General features: G+C 68.6%; 16 protein-coding genes. 6 read left to right on the forward strand and 10 right to left on the reverse strand.

The features are described from left to right. Window positions 1-133 precede the first annotated feature (133 nt). From glpX to ASF21_RS09860, 6 genes are all read left to right on the forward strand, one after another. Window positions 134-1,186, forward strand: a complete 1,053-nt coding sequence (glpX, locus tag ASF21_RS09835) for a class II fructose-bisphosphatase (RefSeq protein ID WP_055770177.1) — start codon at window positions 134-136, stop codon at window positions 1,184-1,186. A gap of 55 nt (window positions 1,187-1,241) precedes the next feature. Continuing rightward, entirely contained in the window at window positions 1,242-2,282 is a 1,041-nt protein-coding gene (locus tag ASF21_RS09840) for a lipid II:glycine glycyltransferase FemX (RefSeq protein ID WP_055770179.1), read from the forward strand. A 127-nt stretch (window positions 2,283-2,409) separates the two neighbouring features. Continuing rightward, window positions 2,410-3,672 carry a hypothetical protein gene (locus ASF21_RS09845; protein ID WP_235498743.1) on the forward strand — a complete coding sequence of 421 codons (1,263 nt, stop codon included), beginning with the start codon at window positions 2,410-2,412 and terminating at the stop codon, window positions 3,670-3,672. Window positions 3,673-3,823: 151 nt separating this feature from the next. Further along, complete coding sequence (locus ASF21_RS16490) at window positions 3,824-6,466, forward strand: WecB/TagA/CpsF family glycosyltransferase (protein ID WP_162237528.1); 2,643 nt, start codon at window positions 3,824-3,826, stop codon at window positions 6,464-6,466. After that, window positions 6,433-7,812 (forward strand): O-antigen ligase family protein, encoded by a 1,380-nt coding sequence (locus tag ASF21_RS09855; protein WP_055770182.1) that lies wholly within the window; start codon window positions 6,433-6,435, stop codon window positions 7,810-7,812. The genes ASF21_RS16490 and ASF21_RS09855 overlap by 34 nt, the downstream gene beginning before the upstream one ends. Continuing rightward, window positions 7,800-8,537: a hypothetical protein gene (locus ASF21_RS09860; protein WP_055770186.1), complete on the forward strand. Its 738-nt coding sequence runs from the start codon at window positions 7,800-7,802 to the stop codon at window positions 8,535-8,537. The genes ASF21_RS09855 and ASF21_RS09860 overlap by 13 nt, the downstream gene beginning before the upstream one ends. Here ASF21_RS09860 and ASF21_RS09865 read toward each other — a convergent pair. From ASF21_RS09865 to ASF21_RS09910, 10 genes are all read right to left on the reverse strand, one after another. Continuing rightward, window positions 8,534-9,451: a DUF6492 family protein gene (locus ASF21_RS09865; RefSeq protein WP_055770189.1), complete on the reverse strand. Its 918-nt coding sequence runs from the start codon at window positions 9,449-9,451 to the stop codon at window positions 8,534-8,536. The two genes, ASF21_RS09860 and ASF21_RS09865, sit on opposite strands and share 4 nt — an antisense overlap. Next, complete coding sequence (locus ASF21_RS09870) at window positions 9,435-10,328, reverse strand: glycosyltransferase (protein WP_162237529.1); 894 nt, start codon at window positions 10,326-10,328, stop codon at window positions 9,435-9,437. Before ASF21_RS09870 ends, ASF21_RS09865 begins: the two co-directional genes overlap by 17 nt. Before the next feature lie 316 nt (window positions 10,329-10,644). Next, complete coding sequence (locus ASF21_RS09875) at window positions 10,645-11,901, reverse strand: glycosyltransferase (RefSeq protein ID WP_055770195.1); 1,257 nt, start codon at window positions 11,899-11,901, stop codon at window positions 10,645-10,647. After that, on the reverse strand, window positions 11,898-13,319 hold the full coding sequence (locus ASF21_RS09880; protein ID WP_055770199.1) for an oligosaccharide flippase family protein: 1,422 nt from the start codon (window positions 13,317-13,319) through the stop codon (window positions 11,898-11,900). Before ASF21_RS09880 ends, ASF21_RS09875 begins: the two co-directional genes overlap by 4 nt. A 62-nt stretch (window positions 13,320-13,381) precedes the next feature. Continuing rightward, complete coding sequence (locus tag ASF21_RS09885; RefSeq protein ID WP_055770802.1) at window positions 13,382-14,491, reverse strand: DegT/DnrJ/EryC1/StrS family aminotransferase; 1,110 nt, start codon at window positions 14,489-14,491, stop codon at window positions 13,382-13,384. Between the two features lie 26 nt (window positions 14,492-14,517). Beyond that, the gene (locus tag ASF21_RS09890) at window positions 14,518-15,720 is read right to left on the reverse strand and encodes a glycosyltransferase (protein ID WP_082471423.1); all 1,203 of its coding nucleotides are present in this window, start codon (window positions 15,718-15,720) and stop codon (window positions 14,518-14,520) included. After that, window positions 15,717-16,397, reverse strand: coding sequence for a NeuD/PglB/VioB family sugar acetyltransferase (locus ASF21_RS09895; protein WP_055770204.1), 681 nt, complete (start codon window positions 16,395-16,397; stop codon window positions 15,717-15,719). The genes ASF21_RS09890 and ASF21_RS09895 overlap by 4 nt, the downstream gene beginning before the upstream one ends. Next, window positions 16,394-17,530 carry a DegT/DnrJ/EryC1/StrS family aminotransferase gene (locus tag ASF21_RS09900; RefSeq protein WP_055770205.1) on the reverse strand — a complete coding sequence of 379 codons (1,137 nt, stop codon included), beginning with the start codon at window positions 17,528-17,530 and terminating at the stop codon, window positions 16,394-16,396. The genes ASF21_RS09895 and ASF21_RS09900 overlap by 4 nt, the downstream gene beginning before the upstream one ends. After that, the gene (locus ASF21_RS09905; RefSeq protein WP_055770207.1) at window positions 17,527-18,525 is read right to left on the reverse strand and encodes an NAD-dependent epimerase/dehydratase family protein; all 999 of its coding nucleotides are present in this window, start codon (window positions 18,523-18,525) and stop codon (window positions 17,527-17,529) included. The genes ASF21_RS09900 and ASF21_RS09905 overlap by 4 nt, the downstream gene beginning before the upstream one ends. Further along, a complete protein-coding gene (locus ASF21_RS09910) occupies window positions 18,522-19,592 on the reverse strand; it encodes a Gfo/Idh/MocA family protein (RefSeq protein ID WP_055770209.1) in 1,071 nt (356 codons plus the stop codon). The genes ASF21_RS09905 and ASF21_RS09910 overlap by 4 nt, the downstream gene beginning before the upstream one ends. Window positions 19,593-19,601: the final 9 nt, after the last annotated feature.

The following is a 19,601-nucleotide window of genomic DNA, read 5'->3' on the forward strand; positions in this document are numbered from 1 at the left end:
GGAGCGCCCCGCCTAACCGGCCGCCGCGTCCCGAGGTGCACGTATCCACCGTCACAGGGTGGGAGGCACGGGGCCCGCCTATGATGGCACCACGGAACAGGCACGCCTGCGCGCTGCCGAGCCACCTTCGACGATGAGGATAGACGTGTCCCAGAACGCGACCAATGCCCAGTATTCGACGCTGTCACCGGCCCTGGCGGTCGGGGACGACGAACCGGACCGGAACCTCGCCCTCGAACTCGTCCGCGTCACGGAGGCCGCCGCCATCGCCGGTGGGCACTGGGTGGGCTTCGGCGACAAGAACCTGGCCGACGGCGCCGCCGTGGACGCCATGCGCTCCCTCCTGCAGACCGTGCACTTCAACGGGATCGTCGTCATCGGCGAGGGCGAGAAGGACGAGGCGCCGATGCTGTTCAACGGCGAACGCGTCGGGGACGGCAGCGGGCCGGAGTGCGACGTCGCCGTCGACCCGATCGACGGCACCCGCCTGACGGCGCTCGGCATCAACAACGCGCTCGCGGTCCTCGCCGTGGCCGAGCGGGGCTCCATGTTCGATCCCTCGGCGGTCTTCTACATGGAGAAGCTCGTGACGGGTCCGGAGGCGGCCGACATGGTGGACCTGCGCCTGCCGGTCAAGCAGAACCTGCATCTCATCGCGAAGGCGAACAACAAGAAGGTCAGCCAGCTCAACGTCATGATCCTGGACCGCGACCGGCACAAGCCCCTCGTCGAGGAGATCCGCGCTGCGGGGGCGCGGACGAAGTTCATCATGGATGGCGACGTCGCCGGCGCCATCGCTGCGGCCCGGGAGGGCACCGACGTCGACGCCCTGATGGGGATCGGCGGCACGCCCGAGGGCATCGTCGCGGCCTGCGCCATCAAGTCCCTGGGCGGCGTCATCCAGGGCCGGCTCTGGCCCACCAGCGATGACGAGAAGCAGAAGGCGCTCGACGCCGGCCACGACCTGGACCGTGTGCTGTCCACCAACGACCTCGTCACGAGTGACAACTGTTACTTCGCCGCCACGGGTATCACCGACGGCGACCTGCTGCGCGGGGTGCGCTACAGCAAGGACAAGGTGCTGACGCAGTCGATGGTCATGCGCTCGAAGTCCGGGACCATCCGCGTGGTGGACGGCGAGCACCAGGCGCACAAGTGGGAGACCTACGCCCGCGTCAGGGACTGAGGCGCGGCCCCCGGGCCGGGCCGACTACGCCGCCGCGCCGCTATAGGCTGATCGGATGAGCCTTTCCGTCACGCCCTGCTCCGACCCCGATCTCTGGGACGCCACCGTCGACCGCCTCGGGGGACACCCGCAGCAGCTGTGGGGATGGGGCCGGACCAAGGCGGCGCACGGGTGGAGCGCGGACCGCGTGCTCGTCGCCGAGGGCGGCGAGGTGATCGCTGCGGCGCAGCTGGTCCTGAAGAAGCTGCCCGGGCCGCTGCACAGCCTCGCGTACATCCCCCGCGGCCCGGCGACGGCCGAGGGGCGGGGGGTGGAGGTGCTCCAGGCCGTGGCGGGATACGTCCGTGCCGCGCACCGGTCCGTGGCGCTCTCCGTGGAACCGGACTGGGACGCCGACAGCGAGGTGATGCGTGGCCTGGCCGCCGCAGGGTGGAGAAGCAGCACCAACACCATCCTCATCGGGCGCACCCTGATCCTCGACCTGTCGCACACCGAGGACGAGCTGCTGGCCGGGATGTCCAAGAAGCACCGGCAGTACATCCGGAAGTCCGGGCGCGAGGGCCTCGACATCCGGCGGGTCGGCCGCGGCGAGCTCGGTGCCTGCCTCGACGTCTACCGGCTGACCGCACAGCGCGCCGGCTTCGGCATCCACGAGGACTCCTACTATCTGGACATCTTCGACAACCTCGGCGACGCCTCGCCGGTCTACGCCGCGTTCCGGGGCGAGGACGTCGTCGCGTTCCTCTGGATCTCCGCGAGCTCCACGACGAGCTTCGAGCTCTACGGCGGCATGACCGACGAGGGGGAGCGGCTCCGCGCCAACTATGCGCTCAAGTGGTTCGCCATCCAGGCGATGAAGGCCCGCGGCGTGACGCGCTACGACTTCAACGGGCTGCTCAACGACGGCGTATCCCGGTTCAAGATGGGCTGGGCGGGTCACGAGAACCAGCTCGCGGGCACCTGGGACCTGCCGCTCTCGCCCTTCTACCCCGTCTTCAGCCGCGCCCTGCCGCTCGCCAAGCGAGGCATGCAGGTGGGGCGGCGCCAGGCGTCCCGAGCGCTGGAAGCGGTCCGCAAGGTCCGGGCCGGGCGCTAGGAGCAGGGACCTCCGCACCACCACGCGTGTCATCCATTGACGTCGCGGACGCGCAGGAGCAGGATGCACCCAGAGAACCGGGCCTCATCCGGGAGGTGTCGTGCGTCGACGGGTCTGCATCGTGCTGGTGATCCTTCTGGCATGCGCGGGATGCGGGTTCTTCCCGCCGGCACCACCGGTGGTGGAGGGCCCCCGGCTGCGGTCGGTCGACGGGGGGCCGGGCTACTACGCCGGGTTCGCCCCGACCCTGCCGACGTCCCCCGAGTACTTCCCGGTCGCGGTGTGGCTGGAGAGCGTCGTCGAGCCGGGCGATGTGCAGCTCGACCGCCAGATGGGCATCAACACCTATGCAGGGCTCACCACCAACTCCGACCTGGGACAGGTGGAGCGGGAGGGTTCCTTCGCCCTGACCGGCTGGACGGCATCGGGGGCGTCCGGGTTCATGCTCGCGGACGAAGCGGACATGTGGGCCGGGGCAGGATCAGCCCCGTGGAGCGGCATGTACCCGGGAGAGGGTGACATCTGCGTGCCTGCATCCTCGTCCTGCGGCTTCACGGTCCAGGAGTCCCTCGCCGGGACGGCGCCGCCCGGCATGCTGGTGTACACGAACTACGGCAAGGGCGTGACCTTCTGGCAGTCGGACAGCGACGCGGGACGGTTCGTCAACGAGTTCCAGGACGTGGTGTCGGCGGACAACTACTGGTTCACGGATCCGTTCATCTGCGGCCCGTCGGAAGGGGGCGCAGCGCTCAACGGTGGCCAGCCCCTTCCCGCCGAGGAATGCCGCAGCGCAGCCAACTACGGCTGGACGATCGACCGGATGCGCGAGCTGGTGGAACCTGAAGGCAGCCGCCCGGTCTGGGCCCTGGTCGAGGTGGGGCATCCGTTCCAGGAGCCGGCCGGCGGCTCGATCGAGGGGCCGGAGATCAGGGCCGCAGTGTGGAGCAGCATCATCCATGGTGCCCGGGGGATCGTGTACTTCAACCACAGCTTCGGTGGCGACTGCACCACCCAGCACGTGCTGAGGGGACCCTGCGGGGACACCGTCCGGCCCTGGGTCGAGGGCATCAACGCCCAGATCGCACTGCTCGCGCCCGTCCTCAACGCCCCGTTCGCCGACGGGGTCGCTGCAAGCAGCCAGGACGTCGACCTCGCGACGAAGCTCCATGACGGCGCCCTCTTCGTCCTGGCGGCCTCCACGGGGGACGGAGCCCAGGAGGTCACGATCGATGTCGCCTGCAGCGGTGCGCTCACCGCTGTGGTCATCGGTGAGGAACGGAGCGTCCCCGTGACGGACGGCGCGATCCGCGACGTCTTCACCGATGCCAACGCCGTACACCTCTACGAGCTCGTGGGCGGAGATACCTGCGGCCTCGGCGACGGATCATGACGACGCCGGGCACCTAGTCAAGCCCTGCGTTCGGGTCTACATTTGGTTCCACTTCAGGTAGTAGATGACCGGACCGATTCTGGGGGTCTGTCCTCTTCACCAAGGGGCCGGAATGCAGTGTGTGACGTTGGGTGGCGTTCGGATCGACCTGTTGGACACGGAGGACGCCGTCCGGCGCATCGCCTCCCATGCGCACAACACTCCCGCTGATCTGATCCAGGGGCCCCTGGCGGTCATCTCGGCCAATCTCGACCATATCGCCCATTTCGGGACGGAGGGGCGGTGGTTCGACACCCTCGATCTGTCCCGGGACGACGGACCCTCGAACACCCAGTGGCTGACACTCGTCGACGGCGCACCGCTCGCAGCCGAGGCCGAGCGCCTGACCGGACGGTCGTGGCCCCGCCTCGCCGGGAGTGACCTGATCGGTCCGCTGCTGGACCAGGCCGAGGCCGACGGGACGACCGTCGGTTTCCTCGGAGGGTCGGCACTGATCCAGCGACTCCTGTCCCGGACCCTCACCAGGACACGCCCCGATCTGGTCATCGCCGGCATGTGGTCGCCGGACCGCGCCGTCCTCGCCGACCCGGCCGCGTCACGCGATCTCGCGCAGTCGATCCGGGAGGCGCAGGTGCAACTGCTCGTCGTCGGGCTGGGCAAGCCGCGCCAGGAACTGTGGATCGCGGAGTACGGACAGCTCACCGGCGCCAACGTCCTGCTGGCCTTCGGTGCCGTCGTGGATTTCCTGGCGGGCGGCATCAGACGGGCGCCGCGCTGGGCGAGCTCGAGGGGCCTGGAATGGGCATGGAGGCTCGCCCTCGAACCCCGACGCCTCGCGCGTCGGTACCTCATCGACGATCCTCCCAGCTACTTCAGGATGCGCCGCGACAGTTTCGTGCCCGAGCCCACTCCCCATGCGACAGTTGCCGCTGTCCCCGTGTCCCCGCTGATCGGCGGCACTCCGGACGGCTCCTTCGCGCCTGCCGGGGAGGCGGTCGACGTCGTCGTCCAGGTGGTGACCTACAACAGTGCGGAGCAGCTCGAGGGCCTCATGGCGAGCCTGCGCCGCGAAGCGCGGCTCCTCCGGCTGCGGGTCGTGGTCGCCGACAACGACTCGACGGACGGGACCCTGGCCGTGCTCGCCGCGTACCCCGATGTCATCGCGCTCCCGACCGGTGGGAACCTCGGATACGCGACAGGCATCAACGCTGCGATGCGAGTGCCGGGCGACAGCGCGGCGGTCCTCGTCCTGAACCCGGACCTGACGGTGGGACCGGGAGCCATCAGCAGCCTGTATGCGCGGATGGTGCGGTCCGGGGCGGGCATCGTCGCACCCCTGCTGCTCGACGACGACGGAGAGATCTACCCGTCACTCCGCCGTGAACCATCGATCGCCCGCGCGCTGGGTGATGCTCTGTTGGGCAGCCGGGTCCGGGGCAGGCCGGGCCGGACGGCCGAGATCGACGCCGAGCCGGAGAGCTACCGTCACCCGCACCGCATCGACTGGGCGACCGGGGCGGCACTCCTCGTCCGGTCCGACCTGGCCTCGCAGCTCGGCGACTGGGACGATCGTTTCTTCCTCTACTCGGAAGAGGTGGACTACTGCAGGAGGGCCCGAGCCTCGGGAGCCGCAGTGTGGTTCGAACCTGCTGCCCGGATGACGCACTCCCGCGGCGGATCCGGGGCGTCGCCGGAATTGAATGCACTGCTGGCGGTCAACCGGATCAGGTACATCCGCAAGCACCATCCGCCGCTGTACGCGGCGGTGTTCAGGGCGGTGGTGGTGCTCTCGGAGATGGTGCGCGTCACCCTCCCGGCCCACCGCGGCGTCCTCGCGATCGTCATCGACGAACAAGGCTGGGATCTTCTGCCCGGACCGACGGGCTCGAGGCAGGACGCCCGGTCTGCTGACTTCCCCCGGGGGTCGGTCATCATCCCCGCCCACAACGAGGAAGCGGTCCTGGCCCGGACGCTGGCGCCGCTGGCGCCGCTCGCGGCCGCCGGTCGGATCGAGCTCATCGTGTCCTGCAACGGCTGCACGGATGGGACCGTGGGGATCGCGCGCAGCTTCGAGGGTGTGCGGGTGACGGAGGTCCCGGTCGCCTCCAAGACCGCTGCTCTGAATTCTGCCGACGAGGTGGCCACGGTATGGCCCCGCATCTACCTCGACGCGGACATCGAGGTCACCCCGGCCGCTCTGGGCCTGGTCCTCGATCGATTGACGACCGGGGAGGCCGTGGCAGCCCGACCGACCTTCCGCTACGACTCCTCCGGCGCGAGCTTTCCCGTCAGGGCGTATTTCCGGGCCCGCCAGCGGATCCCGGCTTTCAGCAAGGCGCTGTGGGGAGCCGGTGTCTACGGGGTGAGCGAGACAGGTCATGCTCGCTTCGGGACCTTTCCGGCCGTGACGGCCGACGACCTCCTGATCGACAATCTCTTCGGTGCCTGCGAGAAAGCAGTCGTCAACGGACCGCCGGTGCGGGTCAGGACGCCACGCACAGCCTCGACCCTGCTCGCCGTCCTGACGAGGGTGCACCGCGGTAACAGTGAACTCGCCCATCAGGACCTCCACGACCGTGGCAAGCGGGCGGACGACGCCGTGTCCTCGCCAGGGCGCACCCTGTTCGCTCTCGTGACATCGGTCCGCGGACCCGTCAGCGCACTCGACACCGCAGCCTACGTCGCATTCACGACGGTAGCCCGGGCCCAGGTGCTGGTACGGAGCGCGGCCCGACCCGCACGAGGAGGAAGGCAGGGGGCATGGGAGCGGGACGAGAGCAGCAGGCGACGGTAGGACCAGCAACCGGTGACGCTGTCACACGACCGGGCGGTCCCGACCGCCCGGTCCCGCTGCTCCTGCGGATCTTCGCCTTCAGCGTCTTCTTCTTCCCCTCGAGCATGGTGATCGGCCCCCTTGGCGCTGTCGGCACCGTTCCGATGATCCTCGGCGGACTCCTCCTCGCGCTCTGGTTCGCCTCCGCGGTGTTCGGTCTCCACGACCCCTTGGCCGCCCGACATCCGGCGCGCCTGGCCGTCGGGGTGCTCCTGCTGGCGACCTTCGCCTCCTACGTCGCCCTGTACTCGGGATGGTCCGGCACCAGTACCGTCGCCGGCCGGGCATCCGCCGATCGCTGGCTCATCCTGCTGCTGGTGAGCGCGGGGATCGTGATGGTCGTCGCGGAAACGGTCAGGACCCTCGACCACGCCCTCGTCCTCGTGCGGGCTGTCCTCGCGGGGGCCTACTTCTGCAGCCTGGTGGCGCTCGTGCAGTTCCAGTTCGGGATCGATCCCGTCCAGTGGCTGCAGCAGGCGATGCCGGGCTTCACCTACAACGGTGGTGACACGACCTTCCAGCTCCGAGGCGGGCTCGTCAGAGTCGCTGGAACAACGTTCTCACCGATCGAGCTGTCGGTCGTCTGCGCCGTGCTCCTCCCGCTCTCCATCTGGCGGGCGATCTACGACCACAGAGGGAGGATGTGGCTGCACTGGGTGGGAACCGGACTCCTGGTGTTTGCCATCGCCTCCACCGTGTCACGTTCCGGCATCCTCGGCCTTCTCATCGTGCTCCTGATATTCCTCCCGTTCCTGCCATCAGCAGCGCGCCGCTGGGCTATGATCGCCGTGCCGACAGGTTTGGCCGGTCTCTTCCTCGTGATGCCGGGGCTGGTCGGTACGCTGTTCGCGTCCTTCACGGCCGGTGCTGACGATCCGTCCATCAGCACGAGGACCAACAACTACCCACGTGTGGTTGCTCTCGTGGAGGAGCGTCCGCTCGTCGGTGCCGGGCCAGGGAACTATCTGCCGGACAACGCACTCCACATCCTCGACAACCAGTACCTCAACAGCCTCGTGACTATCGGGACACTCGGGCTGGTCGGCATCTCCTGTTATCTACTGGTCCCTGGCCTCAGTGCGCTCATGGTCGCTCGGACGGTAGGAAACCCTCAGCTGAAGGTACTCGCCGGGGCGGTCTCCGCCGGGACACTTGCTGCAGGTCTTTGCTCGCTGACCTTCGATTCGATGTCATTTCCGGTCTTCGCGCTGATCTACCCCGTACTCGTCGGTCTCTCGGGAGCCGTCTGGCTCCTGGCAGGATCGACGTCCGCTTCCGATGTCGGAGGAGACGCATGGACCCGATAGCCGTTATCAGGACGTTCTGGCAGTTCAAACTTCTGGTGCTTCCCGTCATCCTGGTCACGCTCGGGGCAGGTGTCTTCGTGTATCAATTCGGTCCTCGCTCCTATGAGGCCACCGCGAGCTACGCCTTGGTGAATCCGGCGATTCCCACGGACGCAGAACTGGTGGCGGATCCCCGGCTTGCGGAACTCAATGACGACAACCCCTACCTGAGGTCAGCGGACCCAAGCCTGGTGACGAACGTCCTCATCACCCGATTGAGTGCCGATTCCGTGAGTGATGCCCTCGAGGACGCGCGACTGGGGACGGAATACCTGGTGGCCCGGGGAGTAGGCGGCAACGGCTTCATCATCGACATCACGGGGGTCGGAGACAGCCCTCAACAGTCCCTGGACACCACCAACGCTCTGGGCGCCATGCTCGAGGACGAGCTCTTCACCCTTCAGACGATCAACGGTGCCGACCAGCGATATCTCTTCACGGCTCTTGCCGTGGCACCACCGGACCGAGCTACCGAACGGTTCTCCAGCAGGTTGCGGGCGGTCATCGTGGTCGCCCTCGGTGGAGCGGTGCTGCTGGTCGGCGCGGTATCCGTCGGCCGGGGGATGGCCAGCGAGGCGATCAGGCGACGGTCCGAGAGGGCGGTCGATCGGACGCCGTACCTCGGCCCGACCGGCTCTGACACCGGTGACGACCAAGGGAGCGTCAAAGCGACGGGACGGCGTTAGCGGTCAGCAACGGAGAAACGCTGAAGGGCGCGGCGTCGGTCTGCCAGGAGGGTGCGAGACTTCGCGGAAATCATCACTGCAACGTCAGTTGGGCGCACGCCGACGAGCAGGTCGTCGAGTGCTGGTGCGTCGAGTGGGACCTCCTCGTAGTGATTGAGGCAACGCATGTCGGCCGTCACGTCGATGCCGTCGAGTCCAAAGACCTCCTCGATGAAGACGCCGTAAAGGATCATCTCCGAGAAGTGCAGTTCGGCGCCGACGGCTGTCGCCCAGTCCGTGCCGGTCTCCCGTTCGATCCGAGTGAGCATCGACCGCACGACGTCCGGTACCCAGACGCACGGACAGCAGATGTAGTCAGGGAGTACCGTCCTGTCGTCCGGCGGCAATCCGAGGAGACGTCTGGCTGTCTGGTGCCACAGGCGGTGTCGTGGAAGTGACCCGTCAATCCCTGCATCCACCCTGAAGAGGGAGGCCGAACCGGAAGGAGTGAAGGTCGAGCCGCTGAATGGTCGGATGAGGACGATGTCGGAGTCGACCAGCAGGACGACGTCCGCCCGCAGGGAAGAAGCCAGGGACAGCTTGATGATCTGCTGGGCGATCCAGCCTCGGACCGGCGGATAGGGGTGGCGGACATTGATCCAGGCATTGATCGGCGGCACGCGGAGCATCGACCGCGGCAAGAAGTGGTCGGCGCAGTGGATCGTCGTCCGGTCACCAGAGAGGGAGCTGAACAGTGCCAGGTCCTGCTTCGGAACAACGATGTGGTGGTGGACGTTCTCCTGCGAGAACTGCAGCACCGATCGAACGAGGTCGCCGCAGAGCTCCCTGTCCGGCGCATAGCTTGGGGTGACGATAGCGAGGCTGGTGCTGTCGGGCCGGCTGCCTGCCGGGTGGTGATCAAGCTTCTGGTCCATCGCGCCGCCCTCCTATTTTCTTTGGATGTCCCGAAAGTCTTCGGGGGATGATTCCACTGTTGGTTGCTGGCGCCTCGATCATCTCCATCAGCTCGGATGCCCGTGCTTCCCAGGTGTGTCGAGCGGCAAAGTTGCGTCTGCGCTGCTCCTGATGTCCGTCGTGCCGGTTCGCGACCGCCTTCGTGACGAGATCGGCGAACGTTGATGGATCTCGCCCCACGGCCACCAGATCCGAGGCGAGCCAACGGACGGAGGGCAGGTCGGTGGACACCACACCGAGGCCGGAGGCGAGGTATTCGAGGGTCTTCAGGGGGAAGCTCGCCCGGTTGAAGGGGGTGTCGGCATAGGGCGTGAGTCCGGCGCCGAGCCGATCGAGGTGCCACGCCACCTGTGAGGGCGGGAGGCGCCCGGACCAGGTCACATTCGACGAGCGGAGCAGGGCGTCCAGGCGCACCCGACAGACACGGGTAGCCTCTACTCGTGGCCCGATCAAGGTCATCTCCACGCCCGTGTCCCGCACGGCCTCGAGTGCATCCAGGTCCAGTCTTTCGTTGAGCTGGCCGACGACGCCGGCTGTGGCTGCGCGGTGCGCCGGCGACCCCGTCCGGTCCTGCCGAGGACAGCCGTTGGCGAGGACCCTGGTCCTCGGCGCATCCGGTCGTGCACCGCCTACCATCGCATCGAGGGTCGCTGCGAGAACGGGAGAGACAGCGGCGACGATGTCGGCCATCTGCATATTGCGCGTCATCGTCGTGCGGACCGCGGTGAAGGAGAAGCCGAGCTGGCGGGAGCCTCCGAGCCAGTCGTCGGTGACGTACAGGACGCGTGTACCTGCGACGCCGCGAGGGAAGATTGCCAGGGGGAACGAGGTGAGCACTGCCGTCGACGTTCTTCCGAGATCGATCAATGCACCGCGTACCGCTCGCGCCAGCAGCGCTGCGGTGACCCGTCGGACGCCCTGTCTCGTCAATCCGGGCGGTGCGACGACCACGAGCCGAGCCATGCCTTCCGTGATGCGGGACAGCCGATAGGTCCTCCTCCCATCTGCCGGTCGCCAGGGCCGAGGCGGATCGACCCACAGCACGGGGATCTCCCGAGCCACCTCGGTTGCGAGGCGGCGGTCCGTCCCGGGCACGGGCGCGTCCCAGGAGGTGCCCGCGATCCACACGACAAAGCCCTCGCCCGGCATCGCGTCAGCCCGCCACCGGGGACGGCGCAGCGTCCTCCCGGCCGGCCACGGGATGCGCGTTGAAGTCCTCGTCCGCCGCCCTCCCGACCATGCGGCGGGCATACCGCGCCGCCGTGTGGTGAAGGAAGCGCGCCCCGGCTGCGGCGTCGTCGTACCCTGTTTGACCCGCGGGGCGGGCGAGTGCCTCCTCGTAGAAGCGGATCTGCGTTCGTGCCGCCTGCGTGAGGGAGAAGTGCTCCTGCACGGTGGACAGAGCGAAGGTACCCAGCCTCGTCCGGAGGGAGGGATCGATCAGGAGAGGCCCGAGGATCGCCCCCAGGTCATGCCCACGGCCCGGTGCGGACCCGACGCCGTACCAGCCCTGCCAGAGGAATTCCGGGAGTGAATCCTCCGAGAGGAGCTTCCAGTAGCCCTTCTCGCCCTGCACGATCAGCGGGGCGCCGAAGGCCATGGCGCGTAGTGCGGAGCCACCCATCCCCAGAGCGATGTCGGCCACAGCATACGCCGGCCTCGGGTCGTCGAGCGCCCCGGTGAGGATCACCGTCCGGCGGCCCGTGGAGCGGTTGATCAGGCCGGCATGACGGGCTACTTCCTCCTCCGCCGGCCCGTCGCCGACAATCACCAGCTGGAGCGGGACCATGGCGGAGAGCGCGGCGGCTGTGTCCATGGCGTTCAGGATCCCCTCGAGTTTCAGCTCCTGCGCGAGGCGGGTGACGAGGACGACCGTGGGCACCGAGGGCTGGATCGACCATCGGGCGCGGAAGGCATCCTGGCCGACCTGCAGTCCGGGCCTGTTCAGGGCCAGGTCGACGGGGGGCTCCATGAGACCGACCGTCGAGCGTCCGAAGGCCGTTTCGGCGGCCGCGATCTGTCGGGTGCCGACGAGCAGAGGCACCTGCCGGGGGATGAAGGGAGCGACGGCCATGGACAGCACGGTGGCGACGGCCGGCGTCGCCGGCCGGAGGCGCGAGGCCAGGACGCACTCGAGGGCAGGGGGCCACTCGTACCCGTGGAGGACATCCATCCCCACCCGATCGATCCGGTGCAGGAGGGCGTTGACCACGGCGGGTGAGGGACGCCGGCGGGGCTCGGGTGCCGGCAGGACCTCCAGGCCGAGGCTCGCGCATCGGCACACCAGCGGACCGTCCTGAGCGAACACCACCACCTCGTGACCGAGGTCCTGCACGGCCGCCGCGAGTTCCAGGGCGTTGAGCTGGCTTCCGCCCAGCGACATGCTGTGGGGGTAGACGAGGATCCTCATGATGGTCGGGACTCCTTCACATCACCGTGGGAAACATCGGATCGGCCGATCGCCTGCAGCATCCGCAGGGTGTCCCGCCGCCGGAGGAGGAGGGCCGCGGAGAGTGCGGCGGACACCAGTCCGCCGAGGGCGAGGGAGACGAGCGGTGGGAGGCCGGCGCCGACCAGGGCCGTCCCGGAGAGCCATGCAGCGCCGCCGGCCAGCATCGGTTGCCACGTGCAGGACAGGATGCCGAGGAGACTGACCCCGGTGAGCCGCAGACGCCAGAGATAGAGGGGCAGCAGTACCAGGGCGGAGACCGCTGCCTGTGCCCCGGCAAGCCCTGCGACGCCCCCGAACCGGGCTCCGAGCAGGAGAGCCGGCACAAGGGCCAGCAGGGAGGATGCCTGGATCCAGAACACCGTCCCTGACAGCCCGAGCACCACCAGATAGTCGTAGGCCAGCTCGTAGAACACCCTGCACACGGCAGAGGCGACGAGCCAGGACAGGGCGGCGGCGGTAGGGACCCAGGCGGTTCCGTAGACGAGATCCACCAGTGGCACCGCGGCGGCGGCCAGGAAGGCCACGAGGGGCACCGTCACGGCAGCGAGGGCACCGACGATCGCCAGCAGCGCGGCGCGCAGATGCACCGGATCGTCCTGGAGGGTCGCGAAGGCCGCCGGAGCCACCCTGCGGAGCGGCTGCGAGAAGAGACTCACGGGCCACCCGGACAGATTGAAGGCCATCACGTAGAAGGCGAGCGCGCTGGTACCGAGGACGGCACCGGCGGTCAGTTGGTCCGCGTATCCGACGAGGAACACGATGAGGCTGGTACCGGCCAGTGGAAGCCCGAAGCGCAGCAACCCTCCGACCCGCGTCCGGTCGAGACCGAACCGATAGGGCAGGGGGGAGGCCCGGACGAACATCACCGCTGAGATGAGCGATCCGGCCAGCCGCCCTACCGCCAGGGACATGGCTCCGGCACCGAGTAGGGCAAGTGCCACCGAGATCGCGGCTCCTACCCAGACGTTGGTCTGGTCGATGGCCATGCGGGTGCGTTCACGGAAGTGACGCTGCAGGAGGGCCGCCGGTGTCGCGGCGGCTCCGTTGATGACGACACTGAGGATCAGCAGCCGCACCACACCGGTGGCCTCGGGATCACCCATCACGCGCGTGAAGGCGGGCGCCAGCAGGAAGGCCGCCGCGAAGAACGCCGTGCTGCCCGCAACGGAGATCGTATTCACCGTCGACGCGATGAGCACCGGGTCTCCCCGCCAGCGGACGATCGCGAGGCTCACGCCGAGTTCGTTGAAACTGAGGACCGCGAGGAGCGCCACGAGGGCGACTGCGAAGGTGCCGAAGGCCTCCGGGCCGAGCACGCGTGCGAGCACGATGCCGATGCCGAAGGTGCCGAAGCGGGACACCACGGTGTTGAGCATGCTCCATCCGAGGGCTCCTGAAGCACCTGTCCCGTCCGTGGCCGGTGGTGCCGTCCGGCTCGTCATGCCGAAGCCCGATACCCCTCGGCCAGTGCCGAGCCCAGGACGTGCACCACGTACTCCTGCTGCTCACGGGTGATGTGGGGATGCATCGGCAGGGAGAGCATACGATCTGCCGAGGATTCCGACTCGGGGAAGGAACCTCGCACGTGATGCAGCTCCCGGTACGCCGCAGTGAGGTGGACCGGGACGGGGTAGTGGATGGCGGCGCCGACCCCCCTCGCCCTGAGACGGCGCGCCACCTCGTCGCGGTGGTTCACCCGGACGACGTAGAGGTGCCAGACGTGGACGTTCCCGGGGCTCGTCCGCGGCAGGACCAGCCCGGGGACATCGTGCAACAGTTCGGTGTAGTAGGCGGCTGCCGCTCCGCGCAGGGCGTTCCAGTACCGTAGGCGCCGCAGTTTGGCATTGAGCACCACGGCCTGGACCGTGTCGAGGCGGGAGTTCATGCCGATGACCTCGTGCACGTACTTCTCCCGGCTGCCATGGCTGGCCAGCAGGCGCACCAGGTCCGCCGTGGCTCCGCTGTCGGTGGTCACGCCTCCGGCATCGCCGGCCGCGCCGAGATTCTTGCCCGGGTAGAAGCTGGTCGCGGCCGCGAACGTGCCCGATCCGACACCCTGGCCGAAGCGCGTGGCACCCTGGGCCTGTGCCGCATCCTCGACGATGACGGCACCCCATCTCTCGGCGACGGGCGTCAGCCGTTCCACGGGTGCCATCTGGCCGAAGAGATGGACCGGGACGATGGCCTGGGTCCTGGTCCCGGCAGCCCGTTCCACGTGCGCCGGGTCCATCAGCTGATGCTGCGGATCGACGTCGACCAGCACCGGGACCGCGCCGATGCGGGACACGGCCTCCGCTGTGGCGATGAAGGTGTTGGCGGGCAGGATCACCTCACCGCCGCGTGTCACCCCGCCGGCTCGCAACGCCAATTCCAGCGCTTCGGTCCCGTTGCCCACGCCGACGCAGTAGGCACTGCCCGTGAAAGCGGCATAGGCGGTCTCGAACTGCCTCACCGCGGGCCCGCCGATGAAGGACGTGGTCGCGAAGACCTCCTTCAGGCCGAGCTGGATCTCCTCGTCGACCTCCGCCTGCTGTGCTGCCAGATCCATCAGCGGGACCGGACCCTGGAACACCTTCACAGCTGCACCCCTGCCCTGCTCCACCGTTCACGGCGGACGACGTTCCCGGCCCGCATCACGTGCCGGAAGCGCATCATCTCCACGGCGCTGCGGGTGAGGGACGGCAGGGCGGCGCTCCGCGTCACATGCCGGTCCGCGACCTCCTCGTAGATGGAGGCGAGATTCCGACCCGCATCATCCAGTCCGTACCTGTCCTCCACCAGCATCCTGCCGAAGGATCCGAGCTGCCGTCGCCTGGTCGGGGAGTCGAGCAGGAGGAGCAGCGCGTCCTTCAGATCCCGGGCACCCCGCCCCCCGTCACCGAACCAGCCGTCCTGGACGAACCCGCGGGCGGAGCTCGGTGTCAGAACCTGCCAGAAGCCCGCTGCACCCTGCACGATCAGGGGCTTGCCGAAGGCCATGCCCCTGATCGCCGACCCACCCATCCCGATCACCACGTGGGCGGCGTCGTAGACCTGGGCCGGATCCTCCTGGTAGCCGAGGATCTGCACGACCGTCCGCTGGTGATGTGTGTTGACGCGTTCCGCGCGCAGGCGCGCCTGGCGGTACCCCTCGCCGTCGCCGGCAATGAGCAGCCGGACGGGGTAGTGCTCCGCCAGCTGGTCCGCCAGGGCGATCACGGCGAGGACACCCTGCAGCTTCTCCAGCTCCGTGGTGAGCATGGACACCACGGAGATGACGAGCTCGCCCGGAATGACGCCCCACCGCGCACGGGCGGCGACGACATCCGACGACCGGTTGCGTTCCATGTCGACAGGCGGTTCGAGCAGGTGGACGCTGTGCCGTCGTCGCCCCTCCTCGGCGGCGAGGGCCGGTGTGCCGACGGTGATGGGGGTGTGTGTGGGCAGGAACTGCGGGACCTCCATCGACATCACGGACATGAGCACCGGTGTGTTGCGGCGCAGGCCCGCCCCGAAGGCGGCCTCGACGCAGGGCGCCCACTCGAAAGCATGCACCAGATCGATCCCGCGCTGCTTCACCACGTCTGCCAGCCGGGCGACTGCGTCGGAGCTGACGCGATCGGACCGAACGGCGCGGATGCGCTCGAGACCGGCGTCCTCGACGAGCTGCGCCAGGATACCGTCGGGCGCGTAGACGAGGACGTCGTGACCGTGGCGACGCACGGCCGCTGCGAGTTCGACGGCGCTGAGCTGGCTCCCGCCCATGCCCAGCTGGTGGGGACACACGAGCACCCTCATGATGCACCGACCGGGAACGACGGAGCGGACTGTGCCACCGGCCGCGCGGTGCGTAGCGGCCTGGCCGGCACCCCCACCCAGGTCTCACCGGCGGGAAGGTCATCGAGGAGTGCGGCGGCCATGCCCAGAGTGCTTCCCGGTCCGACGCATACATGCTGGCGCACCGTCGAGCCCATCCCGAGGTACGCGGCGGCACCGACGTGCACGGCGCCCCCGAGGCGGACGCCCGCAGCAAGCGTCGCGTAGTCGCCGACGACGTCGTCGTGCGTGAGGACCACCTGCGGCATCGCGACCACGTGGCGTCCGACGGTCACCGAAGCCGTGAGAACCACCCCGGCGAGGAGGATGCTTCCGGCGCCGACGACCGAGCCTGAGCCGATTCGCGCGGTCGGATCGATGACGGTGGCGAACCGGTCGCCGGACACCCCCTGGGCGTGCAGACGTTCCACGGCGGATTCCCTGCCGCGACCCGAGCCGATGCAGACGAGGAACTGCACGGCAGGAAAGGAACCGGCGTCGTCGAGCGTGCCGAGGACGGGGACTCCCTGCAGGTGCGCGTGCTGCAGGTGGGGCGCGTCGTCCAGCAGTCCGATGACGGTATGCGAGCCGGTGGCGGTCACCACGGCGAGGACCTCCCGGGCGAGGCCACTCCCTGCGACGAGGACCAGGCGTGTCACCGGGTACTCCGGGATGCTGATCGGACGCAGTCGATGACGCGCGCCTGGTCGGATTCCGTCATCCCGTGGAACAGGGGGAGGATGAGCGTCGAATCGGTCAGGCGGTCCGTCACCGGGAGGTGGGCCCCGGAGCCTTCGAAGGCAGGCTGCCGGTGTGCGGCCATGATCCCGCGACGGGCCGAGATGTCCGCCTGGGCGAGATCCTCGAGGAGTCCGTCCCTGCCCCGAGGGAAACCGTCCAGCAGTTCGATCCAGAAGGACTGGAAATTGCCCGTACCCCAGGCCGGATCGCGGACGGCCCGGATCCCGTCGAGGTCGTCGAAGGCCTTGGTGTAGGTCGCAGCCAGCTCCCGGCGTCGGCGGACGATCTCGGGCAGGCGGCCGAGCTGGACGAGCCCGATGGCGGCCTGCACGTCGGTCATCCGGTAGTTGTAGCCGATCTCCCCGTACCGCTCGGCCGGCGCGAGGATGCTGGCGTGGCGATCAGCGGCCGAGACACTCATCGAGTGTTCCCGGAGTCTTGCCGCCCGCGTCGCCCAGTCCTCGCGGGACGAGGTGAGCATCCCCCCTTCGCCCGTCGTCAGGACCTTCCGGGGGTGGAAGGACCAGACAGCCAGTTCCGCCCCTGACCCGACGGGGCGGCCGCGGTACGTCGCGCCGGCTCCGCAGGCGGCGTCCTCGATGACGGTGATCCCCCGGGGGTCGCACAGTGCACGGATGGGACCGAGGTCGACCGGCACCCCGCCCTGGTCCACCACGATCACCGCCTTCGCGCGCTCCGTGAGGACTGCTTCGAGGGTCTCAGCGGTGACGTTGCCCGTCGTCGGGTCGACGTCGGCGAAGACCGAGCGCGCTCCCGCATACGTGGGGGCATTCGCCGTCGCGATGAAGGAGAAGGAGGGGACCACCACGTCGTCGCCGTCGCTGATCCCGGCGACCACCAGGGCGAGATGGAGTGCCGCCGTGCAGCTCGACGTGGCGACGGCGTGTCCCGCCTGCATCGTTCGCGCGAAGCTGCCCTCGAACGCTGCCACCCTCGGTCCCTGGGCGATCCACCCGGAGTGGAGAACCTCCGTGACGGCGTCTATTTCCTCCTGGCCCAGCCAGGGGGTCATGACGTTGATGCGGCTCATCGTGCCTCCACCAGGTTCCGCCCGGCAGCAATCTCCTCGCGCAGGGGACGCCACCATTCGACGAGTGCCGTGAGACCCTCGACGAGCTGCACCCTGGGGGTGAAGGTCAGGTCCGTCCGGGCTGCGGTCGTATCGGCGAGTCGCCGCGCCACGCCATTCACAGCCCTCTCCGGACCGTGCTCCACCCTCAGGTCCGAGCCCATGACGTGGAGGAGGCACTGTGCGAGTTCCAGGAGGCTGGTCTCGGTCCCGCTCGCGATGTTGTAGACGCCCTCCCGGACCTCTCCGGCGGCGGCGAGGAGGTTCGCCCGCGCGATGTCCGTGGTGAAGACGAAGTCCATGGTCTGATCGCCGCTCCCGAAGATCAACGGCGGCAATCCGTCGTCGATCCGTTCCATCCAGCGCACCAGCACCTCTGTGTACGCGCCGTGCACATCCATGCGCGGGCCGTAGACGTTGAAGTAGCGCAGGACGCAGTAGTCGAGGCCGTACATGGACCGGAAGCTCCGGAGAATCCCCTCGTTGAACGATTTGGCAGCCCCGTAGAACGTGTCGTTGTTGTGGTGGTGGTGCCGTTCCCCGGTGGGGAACTGCTCGGCCAGGCCGTAGACCGAGGCGCTCGAGGCGGCGACGAGCTTTCCGACGCCCGTGGACGCAGCGGCCTCGACGACGTTGAACGTGCCATTGACCAGGACGTCATTGGCCAGGCGGGGATCCTCCGCGCACTGGGTGATGCGCAGCGCCGCCTGATGGAATACCAGATCCTTGGCGGCCGTCAGGGCATGGACGAGATCCCGGTCCCGGATGTCCCCTTCGACCAGGCGGACGCGCCCGGTCGCGAGGGCGCCCTCGAGATTGCTCCGCCGGCCGCGGACGAGGTTGTCCAGGACGTCGACCTGATCCGCACCTGCTTCGAGCAGGTGGTCGACGATCGTGGAACCTATCGTTCCGGCACCCCCGGTCACCAGTGCCCTTGCTCCTTCGATCCTTGTCATGGCCGTCCTTCCACCAGTCCCATGTGCTCCGGGCGCTCGGTGCGACCGGCGTTCGCCAGGCTTCTGCTGGCGGCTTCCAGTACCGACAGGACACGGAGACCGGCGTGGCCGTCCGTGAGTGCCGGTCGGCGTCCCCGGATCGCCGCAGCGAACTCGGAGACCATGTCCGCGAGGGCCTCGCGTTCGGGAAGGGCGGGAGACCACGTGTCGCCGAGCCGGTAGGAGACCTGTGCCGCTACCCGCCGACTGCCACTGCCGGAGGCGTCGCGCCCCAGGTCGACACCGCGGTCGTAGACACTCAGCCGCTGCTGGGGGTTGAGGTCGTCCCACACCAGCGTCCGTTCGGAGCCGCCGATGACCACCTGCCTGATCTTGGTAGGGCTCAGCCAGTTCACCTGCACGTGCGCCATCACGGAGTTCGGGAGCGGCATCATGAGGTGACCGAGGCAGGACCTCCCCGTACCCAGGGGGTCGCCACCGAAGGCTGACACGTCGTCCGGGTGGAGACCTCCGGGGAGGATGAAGTCGAGGATGGAGAGATCGTGCGGAGCGAGATCCCAGAACACGTCGACGTCGGGTTGCACGAGCCCCAGGTTGATGCGGGTCGAGTCGATGAACAGCAGGTCGCCGAGCCGTCCGTCGGCGATGAGGTCCCGGATCTTCGAGACCGCAGGCGTGTAGCAGTACGTATGGTCCGTCATGAGCACGAGGGAGTTCATCGACGCGGCGTCCACCATCTCGCGCGCGCTCCGCACCGTGTCCGCCAGAGGCTTCTCGACCAGGACGTGCTTTCCCGCGAGGAGCGCCGCCATGGCGATCGGGTGATGCGTCCGTGCGGGCGTGGCGATGGCGATGGCATCGACGTCGGACGACAGCAGGTCGGGCAGGGACGAGAGTGCCCGGACCCCACCGAGAGGATCGGCGACGCGGTGGGCACGTGCCAGGTCGAGGTCGCAGACGGCGGCCAGGTCCCAGTCCACGCTCGATGCGAAGTTACGGGCAAGGTTGGGACCCCAGTAGCCTGCGCCGACCACGGCGACCCGCAGGGGCCTCCCGCCCGGGGTCACTGGTCCACC

It is taken from the genome of Arthrobacter sp. Leaf234, from assembly GCF_001422665.1.
Lineage (GTDB): Bacteria > Actinomycetota > Actinomycetes > Actinomycetales > Micrococcaceae > Arthrobacter_D.